8 protein-coding genes are annotated in these 13,044 nt (G+C 71.4%); 4 read left to right on the top strand and 4 right to left on the bottom strand.

What is annotated here, in order from left to right:
- Positions 1 to 19: 19 nt before the first annotated feature.
- Together ACYVLT_RS35985 and ACYVLT_RS35990 are read right to left on the bottom strand one after the other, a co-directional pair.
- Positions 20 to 742 (bottom strand): CoA-transferase subunit beta, encoded by a 723-nt coding sequence (locus ACYVLT_RS35985; RefSeq protein WP_461124643.1) that lies wholly within the window; start codon positions 740 to 742, stop codon positions 20 to 22.
- A 23-nt stretch (positions 743 to 765) separates the two neighbouring features.
- The gene (locus ACYVLT_RS35990) at positions 766 to 1,563 is read right to left on the bottom strand and encodes a CoA transferase subunit A (protein ID WP_461124629.1); all 798 of its coding nucleotides are present in this window, start codon (positions 1,561 to 1,563) and stop codon (positions 766 to 768) included.
- Between the two features lie 258 nt (positions 1,564 to 1,821).
- Here ACYVLT_RS35990 and ACYVLT_RS35995 point away from each other — a divergent pair, with 258 nt between their 5' ends.
- From ACYVLT_RS35995 to ACYVLT_RS36005, 3 genes are all read left to right on the top strand, one after another.
- Complete coding sequence (locus ACYVLT_RS35995) at positions 1,822 to 3,393, top strand: DUF4331 domain-containing protein (RefSeq protein WP_461124630.1); 1,572 nt, start codon at positions 1,822 to 1,824, stop codon at positions 3,391 to 3,393.
- Positions 3,394 to 3,459: 66 nt separating this feature from the next.
- A complete protein-coding gene (locus ACYVLT_RS36000) occupies positions 3,460 to 4,722 on the top strand; it encodes a tetratricopeptide repeat protein (protein ID WP_461124631.1) in 1,263 nt (420 codons plus the stop codon).
- Complete coding sequence (locus ACYVLT_RS36005) at positions 4,719 to 6,131, top strand: High-affinity nickel-transporter (protein WP_461124632.1); 1,413 nt, start codon at positions 4,719 to 4,721, stop codon at positions 6,129 to 6,131. The genes ACYVLT_RS36000 and ACYVLT_RS36005 overlap by 4 nt, the downstream gene beginning before the upstream one ends.
- A gap of 37 nt (positions 6,132 to 6,168) precedes the next feature.
- Here ACYVLT_RS36005 and ACYVLT_RS36010 read toward each other — a convergent pair whose 3' ends face one another.
- Together ACYVLT_RS36010 and ACYVLT_RS36015 are read right to left on the bottom strand one after the other, a co-directional pair.
- Positions 6,169 to 6,906, bottom strand: a complete 738-nt coding sequence (locus ACYVLT_RS36010) for a maleylpyruvate isomerase family mycothiol-dependent enzyme (RefSeq protein ID WP_461124633.1) — start codon at positions 6,904 to 6,906, stop codon at positions 6,169 to 6,171.
- 72 nt (positions 6,907 to 6,978) lie between these two features.
- Positions 6,979 to 8,412 carry a PP2C family protein-serine/threonine phosphatase gene (locus ACYVLT_RS36015; protein WP_461124634.1) on the bottom strand — a complete coding sequence of 478 codons (1,434 nt, stop codon included), beginning with the start codon at positions 8,410 to 8,412 and terminating at the stop codon, positions 6,979 to 6,981.
- A gap of 95 nt (positions 8,413 to 8,507) precedes the next feature.
- Here ACYVLT_RS36015 and ACYVLT_RS36020 point away from each other — a divergent pair, with 95 nt between their 5' ends.
- Complete coding sequence (locus ACYVLT_RS36020) at positions 8,508 to 12,950, top strand: hybrid sensor histidine kinase/response regulator (protein ID WP_461124635.1); 4,443 nt, start codon at positions 8,508 to 8,510, stop codon at positions 12,948 to 12,950.
- Positions 12,951 to 13,044: the final 94 nt, after the last annotated feature.

Consider the following 13,044-nt stretch of genomic DNA (forward strand, 5'->3'; position numbering starts at 1 on the left):
CGTGCCGAGGCGGAGTGGTCTAGCGGGTGAGCTCGCGCAGCACGGCGAGTTCCCCCTCGGTCGGCGGCTCGGTGCGGCCGAGGTCGTCGGCGACCCGCAGGTCCCAACCGGTGCGCTCGCGCGCGGTTGCCAGGTCCACGCCGGGGTGCAGCGCGGTGAGCACCAGCTCGCAGGTGTCCGGGTCGGGCCGCAGCACGCCCAGGTCCGTGATCACCAGTCGCGGCCCGGCGCCGGTCAGGCCCAGCGCCTCCCGCCCGCCGGGTCCGGAGCCGAACCCGAACGACGTCACGAAGTCGACCCGCTCCACGAACGCCCGCTCGGTCTGCCGCACCACCACGACGACCTCGCGGCACGACGCGGCGATCTCGGGCGCGCCGCCCGCGCCGGGCAGCCGCACGCCGGGGTTGCGGTAGTCGCCGCCGATCACCGTGGTGTTGATGTTGCCGAACCGGTCCAGCTGGGCCGCGCCGAGGAAGCCGACGTCGATCCGGCCGGGCTGCAACCAGTAGTTGAAGATCTCCGGCACGCCCACCACGCTGACCGCGGTCTCGGCCAGCACGCCGTCGCCGATCGACAGCGGCAGCCGGTCCGGTTTCGCGCCGATCGTGCCGGACTCGTAGATCAGCACGAGGTCCGGCGCGTGCGTGCGGCGGGCGAGGTTGGCCGCGGTGCTGGGCAGCCCGATGCCGACGAAGCACACCGCGCCGTCCCGCAGCGCCCGTGCCGCGGCGACCGTCATCATCTCGTCGGAGGTGTGGTCCGCGGTCACGACAGACTCCCCAACCACTGCGCGAACCGGTCCCGGTCCCGGCTGATGGCGTCCCACGCCACGTAGAAGTCGTTGTCGCGCACCGAGTAGTCGTGCGCGTAGGACGGGTGCGCGCCGCCCGGCACCTCGGCGACGTAGTCGACCACCCAGGACGGCAGCACCACCCCGCCCGGCCGCGGCTCCAACTCGTCCACGACCTCCTCGACGGTGACCAGCGAACGGGTCGCGGCCAGCACCGCCTCCTTCTGCACGCCCGTGATGCCCCACAGCTGCACGTTGCCGTGCCGGTCGGCGCGCTGCGCGTGCACGACCGCGGCGTCCAGCCGCAGCGCGGCCACGGCGGTCAGCACCTCGCCGGTGAACGGGCAGGTCACCGGCGCGATGTTGGCGGTCTGGGCGGGCAGGTCGGTGCCCGTGTAGCCGCGCAGCACGGCGAACGGCAGCCCGGAGGCCGCGGCGACGTACCGGTTGGCCATGCCCGCGTGGCTGTGCTCCTCCAGCTCCAGCGGCCGCGGCCAGCCGTGCTGCACGGCGTCGCGGAACCGGTGCAGCGAGCCGACGCCGGGGTTGCCGCCCCACGAGAACACCAGCTTGCGCGCGCAGCCCGCGCCGATGAGCTGGTCGTACAGCACGTCGGGGGTCATCCGGACCAGGGTCAGGTCACGCCTGCCCTGCCGGATCACCTCGTGCCCGGCGGCGAACGGGATCAGGTGGGTGAAGCCCTCGAAGGCCACGGTGTCGCCGTCGCGCACGACGTGTGCGACGGCCTCCGCGAGCGGGGCGATGGTGGCCAATCCGACCTCCGGTTGGGCACGGCCGGAACCGGCGATTCCGTGCGGCGAACGCTATTGAGCACGTTCGCCGGGGGTCAACGGATCTTCCACTCACCGGAAGTCGGGAACCCCTGCGTCCGGAGGTCGGGAACCCCTGCGTCCGGAGGTCGGGAACCCCCGCGTCCGGGGGTCCGGAACCCCTACGTTCTGAACCGGAGGTGCTCGCGGGACGAATTGCTCGGTGTCAGCACGCTCGCGAATCCGATGAAGGGATCGAGCATGTCCACACCGCTCACCAACCGCCGCGCCGCCAAGGTGGTCGCCGCGTTGGCCGCGGTCGGCGCCACGGCCCTGGCCACCGGCCTGCTCGGCGCGTCCGGTGCGGGCGCGTCGAGCCACCGCGAGGCGCCGCTGATCGCGGGCGACCCGGCGGTCGACAACACCGACGTCTACGCGTTCGTCAGCCCCGACCACCCGGACACCGTGACGCTGATCGCGAACTTCTCCCCGTTCCAGGAGCCGAACGGCGGGCCGAACTTCTACCCGTGGGCGACCGACGCGCGGTACGACCTGAACGTCGACAACGACGGCGACGCCCGCGCCGACATCACCTACCGGTTCACGTTCCAGAACGACGACCGGCGCGGCAAGTCGACGTTCCTGTACAACAACGGCGCGGTGACCTCGTTGGACGACGAGAACCTGCTGTTCCGGCAGACCTACACGCTGGAGCTGGTCGACCAGCGCGGCGCGTCCACCAAGCTGGTGCACAAGGGCAAGGTCGCGCCGTCCAACACCGGACCGAAGTCGATGCCCGACTACCGCGCGTTGCGCGACCAGGCCGTCACCGGGATCCAGGGCGGCGCGAAGGCCTACGTCGGGCAGGCCGACGACTCGTTCTTCCTCGACCTGCGGGTGTTCGACCTGCTCTACGGCGGCGACCTGTCCGAGGTCGGGCAGGACACGCTGCGCGGTTTCAACGCCAACACCATCGCGTTGCAGGTGCCCAAGGCGTGGGTGGCGTTGAAGGGCGACGCCAAGCGCAACCCGGTGATCGGCGTGTGGGGCGACACCGAGCGGCGGTCGATGGAGCTCAGCCCCGGCCGCTACCGCGCGCACGGCGACTGGGTGCAGGTGTCCCGGCTGGGCAACCCGCTGGTCAACGAGGTGGTCGTGCCCGCGGGGTTGAAGGACAAGTTCAACTCGTTGACGCCGGACCAGGACGCCAAGGTCAAGGAGCTCGTCGACCGGGTGACCAACCCGGAGCTGCCCGCGCTCGTCGAGGGCATCTACCGGATCCCGGCGCCCAAGGGTCGGCGTGACGACCTGGTGGAGATCTTCCTGACCGGCATCACCACCGAGCTCGGCGGGCCGATCAAGGCCGACCTGAACTCGCAGGTCGTCAACGCCGACGTGGACAAGCGGAAGTTCGTGCCGTCCGAGCAGCTGCGGCTGAACATGTCCGTGGCGCCCGCGGCCGAGCCGAACCGGCTCGGCGTGCTGGCCCAGGACAACCAGGGCTTCCCGAACGGGCGCAGGCTCACCGACGACGTGCTGGACATCGGCCTGCAGGCGTTGGAGGGCGCGGCGGTCAACGGCGTGGTCGAGGCGCTGGCCGCCGGTGACAAGGTCGACGCGAACGAGAACGCGTTCGAGAAGCAGTTCCCGTACGTGGCGCTGCCCAACAACACGGCGGTCAACGCCGGTGGGGCGGAGGTCGCGATCAAGCCGACAGCGGGCGGTGGCGTTCCGACCGCGCCCCTGTTGAGCGGACTACTCGCCCTCCTGCTGATCGGCGCCGGGGCATGGGTCCTGCGCCACCGTGCCCAGCAGGAGCCCCCGACCGAGTAGTCCTCGTCCTCCTTGGAGGGTCCCCCGCCCTCCAAGGGGGCTTCTTCGTCCTCGTTGGAGGCCGCCATGATCCGACTCGTCGCCATCACCGCCGTCGTGGGCGGCCTCGCCCTGCTCGTCACGGCCGTGACCTCACTGTCCACTTCGGACGCACCGGCCCAGCCGGCGGGCGCGGTGGCCGAGGTCGCCACGCACCGGACCGTCTCGGCGTTGCAGGACAAGCTGCGCCGCACGCCGTCGGACGCGGACGCCTGGGCCGCGCTGGGCTCGGCCTACGTCGAGCGGGCGCGGATCACCGGTGACCCGTCGTACTACGAGAAGGCGCAGGGCGCGCTGGACACGTCGTTGCGACACCGACCCGAGGGGAACGGGCTCGCGTCGATCGGGTTGGGCGCGCTGGCCAACGCCCGGCACGACTTCGCGGCGGCTCGTGACCACGCGGCCCGGGCGCAGGCGCTGCTCCCGGACACCGCGGCGGTGTACGGGGTGCTGGCGGACGCGTTGACGCAGCTCGGGATGACAGCCGAGGCCACGGCCGCGGTGCAGCGGATGCTCGACCTGGAGCCCGGTGTCCCGTCGTTCACGCGCGCGGCCTACGACCTGGAACAACGCGGGGACGTGGCGGGTGCCCGGGCGGCGTTGGAACGCGCGTCGGGCGCGGCGGCCGCCTCGCCGGACGTGGTGTTCTGCCGTTACCGCCTCGGTGAGCTGGCGTTCGACAACGGTGACCTGGACGAGGCGCTGTCGCAGTACTCGCAAGGGCTGGCGGTCGACCCTCGCGACGTGATGCTGTTGCAGGGCAAGGCGAAGGTGGAGTTCGCGCGCGGGTCGGTGGACGAGGCGCTGCGGATGTACTCGGAACTGGTGCAGCGCACACCGCTGCCGCAACTGGTGCACGAGTACGCGAACATGCTGCGTGCGGCGGGACGTGACCCGTCGCCGCAGTTCGCCGTGCTGGAACGGCAGTTCGCGCTGGCGCCGGACGACCTGGCGGCGTCGGTCGCGGCGGCGGACCGGGGTGACGCGGCGTCGGCGTTGCGGCTGGCGGAGGCCGAGTGGGGACGGCGGCAGCACGTGCTGGTGGCCGATGCGCTGGCGTGGGCGCTGCACCTGAACGGTCGGCACGAGGAGGCGTTGTCCTTCGCCGACCGCGCGGTGTCCGCGGGGTGGCACAACGCCGCGTTCCTGTACCACCGGGGCGTGATCCTGGCGGCGCTGGGACGTGACGCCGAGGCGGCGGGGGTGGTGGCAGAGGCGTTGCGGATCAACCCGCACTTCTCGTTCGTGGACGCTCCGCGCGCCCGCGAGGTGCTGGGCGGTCTGCGGTGAGGGTTCTCGGCTTGCTGGTGTTGTCGGGCTTGCTGGTGTTGTCGTCGGGGTTGCTGCTGTTCCCGGCTCAGGCGGCGGCGCACCCGTTGGGGAACTTCACGGTCAACCACTACCACGGCATCACGGTGCACCCGGATCGCGTGACCGTGCGGGCGGTGGTGGACACGGCCGAGATCCCCACGTTGCAGGAACGGCCGGCGGAGGTGGGTGACTACGCGTCACGCGAGTGCGCGGTGTTGTCGCGGGCCACGTCGGTGGAGGTGGACGGCCGGGGTGTGCCGGTCGAGGTGCGGTCCAGCGCGGTCGAGTTCCCGCCCGGTGACGGGGGCCTGCCGACGACGCGGTTGACGTGCGTGGTGGAGGCCGGGGCGTCCGGGGAGACGGTGGCGGTGCGCGCCGGTTACCGGGACGACCGCGTCGGCTGGCGGGAGATGACGGCGGTGGGTGACGGTGTCGCGTTGCTCGACCCGCCCGTGCCCGGGGTGAGCGTGACGGGTGAGTTGCGGGAGTACCCCGACGACCTGCTGGCGGACCCGTTGGACGTGCGTTCGGTGGTGTTGCGGGTGGGCGCGGGGTCGTCCGCGCCGGTGGTCGGTGGGGGTGCGGTGGTGGGTGGGTCGGAGGTGGGTGGTTCGTCGCTGCTGGGTGTGGCCACGCAGGCGTTCACGTCGTTGGCGGGCGGGCGCGACCTGACGCCGTTGGTCGGTGTGTTGGCGGTGCTGCTGTCGCTGGTCCTGGGCGCGTCCCACGCGGCGCTGCCGGGCCACGGCAAGACGGTGATCGCGGCCTACCTGGCCGGTCGGGCCGGGACGCCTCGTGACGCGCTGGTGGTCGGCGCGACGGTGACCCTGACGCACACGGCCGGTGTGCTGGCGTTGGGGTTGCTGATCAGCGCGACCAGTGCGGTGGCGGGTGACTCGGTGCTGCGCTGGCTGGGTGTGGTGAGCGGTGTGCTGGTGACGGCGGTGGGCGTCACGCTCTTGCGTGCCTCCGTGCGCCGACCGGTCCTCGTGGGGCACGGGCACGGGCACGGGCACGGGCATGGGCATGGGCATGGGCACGGACATGGACATGGACATGCGCACGGGCACGGGCATGGCGTCGGTCGGGGCGGGCTGATCGGGATGGGCGTGGCGGGTGGCCTGGTGCCCAGTCCGTCCGCGCTGGTCGTGCTCCTCGGCGCGGTGGCGCTGGGTCGGACGTGGTTCGGCGTGGTGCTAGTGCTCGGCTACGGCCTGGGCATGGCCGCCACCCTGACCGCCGTCGGCCTGCTCCTGGTCCGCCTGCGGGATCGACTGGCCGCCGTCGAACGCCTGCGGGACCGCTTCACCGCCCTGCCCGTGATCACCGCCGCCCTGGTGGTGGTCGTCGGGGTCGGGTTGGCCGTGCGAGCGGCTTGGGGGTGGTGAGCACGGTGCCGGGGTCGTTGGGTCGGCCGGCGTCGGACTAGTCCGGCAGGTCCTGCCGGCGCGACGGGTACGCGGGCCACGGGCCGAGCTCGGGCAACGGCCCGGCGGAGGTCGGCGGCTCGTCCGGCACGCGGCCGGCGAGCCAGGCGGCGAGGTCGCGCACCCCGCCGGCGACTTCGGTGCCCGTGCCCCACGTGCGCGGCACGTCGGTCGCGCGCAGCGACACGCCGTCGGGCAGTCGCGCGAGCAGGATGCCGATGGTGTGCACGGCGAAGTCAGCGCTCCACTCGGCCGGTCGGACGCCCAGGTCGAGGTCGACCAGGTGGATCCACACCTCGCGCCAGCGGGTGAACACGTGCGGGACGGGATCCGTAGCGACGGGAGCTGTGGTGACGGGATCCGCGGCGGTCAGATCCGCGGCGGTCAGATCCGCGGCGGCCGGGTCCGACCAGTCGGAGATACCCGCCCAGGCCCGTTCCAGGCGTTCGGAGTGCTCGGCGGTGGCGGCACGGTGCTCGGCGGCGGTGCGGGTCGCGGTGGCTTCGATGATCGCGTCCCGTTCGCCGGGCTCCCACATCGCGACCTGCTCGCCGCGCGCCGCGTGCTCGATCACCCGGCTGCGGGCGCGGGCGGCGTCGGCCAGGTGGGCGAGGACGTGCCCCCGTGTCCAGCCGGGCAGCGACGACGGCTGCGCCACCTGGTCGTCGGTCAGGTCGGCGATCGCGTCGAACAGCCGGCGGTGGGCTTGCGCGACCGCGGCGAGAGGTGGCTCCACGTCACCCGATCCTAGGTTCGACGACGTCCCGGCACCTGCCCGTTCGTGCTTTCCCGGGCGTCACGGGCCGCCTCAGTGCGCCGCCTGGAGGACGAGAAGGGTCAGGTCGTCGTGCTCGGCCGGGCCGAGCCAGTCGAACACGACCCGCCGCAGGTGGTCGGACACCGCCTCGGCGGACAGCCCGGCGCAGTCGGCCAGCGCCGCCTTCAGCCGCACGTCGCCGAACAGCTCCTGCCGGTCGCCGTGCTTGCGCGCCTCGGTCAACCCGTCGCTGTAGAGCAGCAACGTCTCCCCGGGCAGGAGGGTCACCGTGGTCTGGTGGAACCGCACCTCCGGCAGCACGCCGACGATCCCGCCGTGCACCGCCACCTCGTCCACCCGCCCGTCCCCGCGCAGCACGAGCGGCGCGGGGTGGCCACCGGCGGCCAGGGTCAGGCGGAGGCCACCGGCCTGCACGGGCAGCAGCGTGCCGACCACCAGCGTGGTGAACAGGCGGCTGCCCGCTGCTCTCAGCGCGGCGTTGAGCAGGTGCAACAGCTGCGCCGGCCGCTGCTCGACCACCAGCAGCGTGTGCAGGCTCTGCCGCACCCGGCCGCTGTGCGCCGCCGCTTCCAACCCGTTGCCCGCCACGTCACCGAGCACGAACGCCGCGCTGCCGTCCTCGCGCGGGTGGACGTCGTAGAAGTCCCCACCGATCAGCACGCCCCGGTGCGCGGGCTCGTAGACGCCGGCCAGGCGGGCGCCCGGCACCTCGGGCAACGGGGTGGGCAGCAGGTTCGCCCGCAACGCCTCCACGGTCCGCTGCTGCTCGGCGAACCGGGCGCTCGCCTCGACCGCCGCGGCGGCGCGGGTCGCGTACCGCTTGAGCAGGTCGGCGTTCCACGTGCCGCCGAAGCACACCAGCGCACCGCCCTCGGTCAGCGGCACGGCCACGCCCACCCCCGACACGCCCCACGGACCATCACCCAGTTCGGTGAGCTCGGCGTGGTCGACCAGTCGTTCCAGCACCCCCGTGAGGCCGGGCGCGGTGCCGGCGACCTGCCGGGTGCTGCGGACCACCGCCACGTCGCCCGCCGGCGTGCGCCGCCACCACTCCAGCCGCCCGCGAACGCCCGGCAGCACCACCACGGTGTGCTCGGCGGGCGCCATCTCCACGACGGTCCGCACGGTGTCGGCGTGGTGCGGCGACAACGCCGTCCGCCGCGTGAGCTCGTCCAGGTAGTCGTCGATGCCCCGGTACCAGGCGACCCACCCGCCGCCGAGGTCCTGCCGCCGACCGCCGAAGTCACGCCGACCGCCGTGGCCGACGTCGCCGGGCAGCGCCCCGCCGGGCAGCGTGGAGCCGGTCCGCGCCTGCGGGAACAGCGCGGACGCGAGGCGGTTGACCAGCCGGACGACCCCTTCCGGGTCCAGCACGACGACGGCCTCGTGGAAGCCGTCGACCACGCGACGCCACGCGTCGAGGTCGAGGCCCGTGTCGGCGCCTTGCCGGTAGCCCTGGGCCATCACGGCTCCTGTGTGTCGGGTCGACCCAACCTATCGGACAAGTTGCCTCCAACAGTGGCAGGCTTGGCGCAGTTGCGCTGACATCGGAGGCTCGTGTGACGACCGCCCAGGACGACACGGACGTGACCCTGTCCCGACTGCTGACCGCGATGCGGGAGATGAAGGACGGCAACTTCCGCCGTCGCCTCGTCGTGCCCGGCGACGGGGCGTCGGCCGAGTTGGCCCAGGTCTTCAACGAGATCGCGGAGCGCAACCAGTGGCTGGTCGGCGAGCTCGTGCGGGTGCGCCAGTCGGTCGGCCAGGAGGGCCGACTCGGCGAGCGGCTGGCGCCCAGCACCGCGACCGGCGGCTGGGCGACCGCCGGTGAGGCGGTGAACGGCCTGGTCGACGACTTGACCAGACCGACCGCCGAGCTGAGCCGCGTGCTCGCCGCGGTCGCCGAGGGCGACCTGTCGCAGGAGATCGTGGTCGACGCGCGGGGTGAGGTCGCCGCGCTGGTCGAGAGCTTCAACTCGATGACCGCGACGCTGCGGACGTTCGCGGGCGAGGTCACGCGGGTGGCGCGCGAGATCGGCACGGACGGGCGCCTCGGTGGCACGGCGGTCGTGCCGGGGGTGGCGGGCACCTGGAAGGACCTGACCGACTCGGTCAACTTCATGTCCGACAACCTCACCAAGCAGGTGCGTGACATCGCGCAGGTGGCGACGGCGGTGGCGCAGGGCGACCTGTCGCAGAAGATCACCGTGACGGTGGCAGGCGAGATGCTGGAGCTGAAGGACACCGTCAACACGATGGTGGACCAGCTGTCGTCGTTCGCCGACGAGGTCACGCGCGTGGCGCGCGAGGTGGGCACGGACGGGCGGCTGGGCGGTCAGGCACAGGTGCCGGGGGTCGGCGGCACCTGGCGGGACCTGACCGACAACGTGAACTTCATGGCGAACAACCTGACCTCGCAGGTCCGCAACATCGCGCAGGTCGCGACGGCGGTGGCGCAGGGCGACCTGTCGCAGAAGATCACGGTCGACGCGCGGGGCGAGATCCTGGAGCTGAAGTCGACGATCAACACGATGGTGGATCAGCTGTCGTCGTTCGCCGACGAGGTCACGCGCGTGGCGCGCGAGGTGGGTACGGACGGGCGGCTGGGCGGTCAGGCGCAGGTGCCGGGGGTCGCGGGTACTTGGCGGGACCTGACGGACTCCGTGAACTTCATGGCGGGCAACCTCACGTCCCAGGTCCGCAACATCGCACAGGTGACGACGGCGGTCGCGCAGGGCGACCTGTCGCAGAAGATCGACGTGGACGCGCGCGGCGAGATCCTCCAGCTCAAGACGACGATCAACACGATGGTGGATCAGCTGTCGTCGTTCGCGGCCGAGGTCACGCGCGTGGCGCGGGAGGTCGGCAGTGATGGGCGGTTGGGCGGTCAGGCGCAGGTGCCGGGGGTCGCGGGTACTTGGCGGGATTTGACCGACTCGGTCAACTTCATGGCGGGCAACCTGACGTCCCAGGTCCGCAACATCGCGCAGGTGGCGACGGCGGTCGCGCGGGGTGACCTGTCGCAGAAGATCACGGTCAACGCGCGGGGCGAGATCCTGGAGCTGAAGGACACCATCAACACGATGGTGGACCAGCTGTCGTCGTTCGCCGACGAAGTCACGCGTGTGGCGCGTGAGGTGGGCACGGACGGGCGGCTGGGCGGTCAGGCACAGGTGCCGGGGGTCGCGGGTACTTGGCGGGATTTGACCGACTCGGTCAACTTCATGGCCAACAACCTGACCGCGCAGGTGCGGTCGATCGCCCAGGTCACGACGGCGGTGGCGGGTGGCGACCTGTCGCAGAAGATCACCGTCGACGCGCGCGGCGAGATCCTGGAGCTCAAGTCGACCATCAACACGATGGTCGACCAGCTGTCGTCGTTCGCCGACGAGGTCACGCGCGTGGCACGCGAGGTGGGTACGGACGGGCGGCTGGGCGGTCAGGCGCGGGTGCCCGGGGTGGCCGGGACGTGGAAGGACCTCACCGACAACGTCAACGTCATGGCCGACAACCTGTCCACGCAGGTGAGGTCCATCGCGGCGGTGGCGACGGCGGTCGCGGGCGGTGACCTGTCCAAGAAGATCGCGGTCGAGGCCAAGGGCGAGGTCGCGGCGCTGGCGGACACCATCAACGGCATGGTCGACACGCTGCGCGCGTTCGCCGACGAGGTCACCCGCGTGTCCCGCGAGGTCGGCACCGAGGGCATCCTGGGCGGTCAGGCGCGGGTGCCGAACGTGGCGGGCACCTGGAAGGACCTCACCGAGAACGTCAACTTCATGGCGAACAACCTGACCTCGCAGGTCCGCAACATCGCCCAGGTGACGACCGCGGTGGCGTTGGGCGACCTGTCGAAGAAGATCGACGTGGACGCGCGCGGCGAGATCCTGGAGCTCAAGACCACGATCAACACGATGGTCGACCAGCTGTCGTCCTTCGCCCAGGAGGTCACCCGGGTCGCGCGCGAGGTCGGCACCGAGGGCAAGCTGGGTGGTCAGGCCGAGGTGGAAGGCGTCTCGGGCACCTGGAAGCGGCTCACCGAGAACGTCAACGAGCTGGCCGGGAACCTGACCCGGCAGGTCCGCGCGATCGCCGTGGTCGCGACGGCGGTGACCGCGGGCGACCTGACCCGGCAGATCACCGTGGACGCGTCCGGCGAGGTCGCGGACCTCAAGGACAACATCAACCGGATGATCGGCAACCTGAGGGCGTCCACGCGCGCCAACCAGGAGCAGGACTGGTTGAAGACGAACCTGGCGCGGTTGTCCGGCCAGATGCAGGGCCACCGCGACCTCAACGCCATGGCGTCGCTGGTGATCAGCGAGCTGACGCCGCTGGTGTCGGCGCAGCACGGGGCGTTCTTCCTGGTCGACGCCGAGTCCAACGCCCTGGACCTGACCGCCGCCTACGGGTACGCGCCGCGTGGCGGACGTCCCACGCGGTTCATGCGCGGCGAGTCGCTGATCGGGCAGGTGGCGGTGGAGAAGAGGACGGTGCTGGTCACCGACGTGCCACCGGGGTACATCGAGATCGGGTCGGGACTGGGGTCGGCGCCACCGGCGAACCTGGTGATCCTGCCGATCGTGTTCCAGGGCGAGACGCTCGGCGTGATCGAGCTGGGGTCGTTCGGCGACTTCACCGAGGTGCACCTGGACCTGTTGGACCAGCTCAAGGAGAACATCGGCGTCAACCTGAACACGATGCTCGCCAACGCGCGGACCGACAGCCTGCTGGTCGAGTCGCAGCGGCTGACCGAGGAGCTGCGGGCCGGTTCGGTGGAGCTGGAGGCGCGGGCGCGGCAGCTGTCGTCGGCGTCGAAGTACAAGTCGGAGTTCATGGCGAACATGTCGCACGAGCTGCGCACGCCGTTGAACAGCTTGTTGATCCTGGCGAAGCTGCTGGCGGACAACCTCGACGGGAACCTGAACCCGAAGCAGGTGGAGTTCGCCAAGACCATTCACTCGTCCGGTACCGACCTGCTGCAGTTGATCGACGACATCCTGGACCTGACCAAGGTCGAGGCCGGTCACATGCAGGTGCAGACGGACCCGGTGCGGGTGTCCGACGTGGTCGGCTACGTGGAGGCGATGACCACGCCGTTGGCCGCGGAGAAGGGGCTGGCGTTCGAGGTCGTCGTGGAGCCCGACATGCCGTCCACGCTGCACACCGACGAGCACCGGTTGCAGCAGATCCTGCGCAACCTGCTGTCCAACGCGGTGAAGTTCACCCATGAAGGGGAGATCAAGCTGCGGATCCGGGCGGTCGAGGAGTCGGTCGCGTTCGACGTGCAGGACACCGGCATCGGCATCCCGGCCGACAAGCTGTCGGTGATCTTCGAGGCGTTCCAGCAGGCCGACGGCACGACGTCGCGGAAGTACGGTGGCACCGGGTTGGGCCTGTCGATCAGCCGCGAGCTGGCGGCGTTGCTGGACGGTCGGCTGGACGTGCGGTCCGAGCCGGGCATCGGGTCGACGTTCACGCTCTACCTGCCGCTGGGCGAACAGGGCATCATGGCGCCGGTCGTGGTGGAGCCGGAAGCCGTGCCGGAGCTGCTGACGCCCGCCGACGACGCGCCGCAGTCCCTGGTCGCCCCGACCGAGCTGCCGCCGGCGCCGATGCGGTTCCACGGCGAGAAGGTGCTGATCGTGGACGACGACCTGCGCAACGTGTTCGCGTTGACGTCGGTGTTGGAGTTGCACGGGTTGCAGGTGATCTACGCGGACAACGGCATCACGGGTGTGCGGGCGTTGGAGCAGTACGACGACGTGACGCTGGTGTTGATGGACATCATGATGCCGGAGTTGGACGGCAACGCAACCATGGCGGCGATTCGGGCCATGTCGCGGTACGCCGACCTGCCGGTGATCGCGGTGACGGCGAAGGCGATGAAGGGTGATCGGGAGAAGTCGTTGGCTTCGGGGGCGACGGATTACGTGACCAAGCCGGTGGACACGGAGCACTTGCTGCGGTTGATCGCGTTTTATTTGGGGGTCGAGCAGGACTGATGGGGATGGGGATCGGGGTGGGTTCAGCGCTCAGGTCCGGCTCGATTTGACATGGGGCCCTTACGGGCACCCCAGGCAGGCCAAAGCCGGGCAG

The sequence above is a fragment of the Saccharothrix stipae genome, from assembly GCF_054781895.1.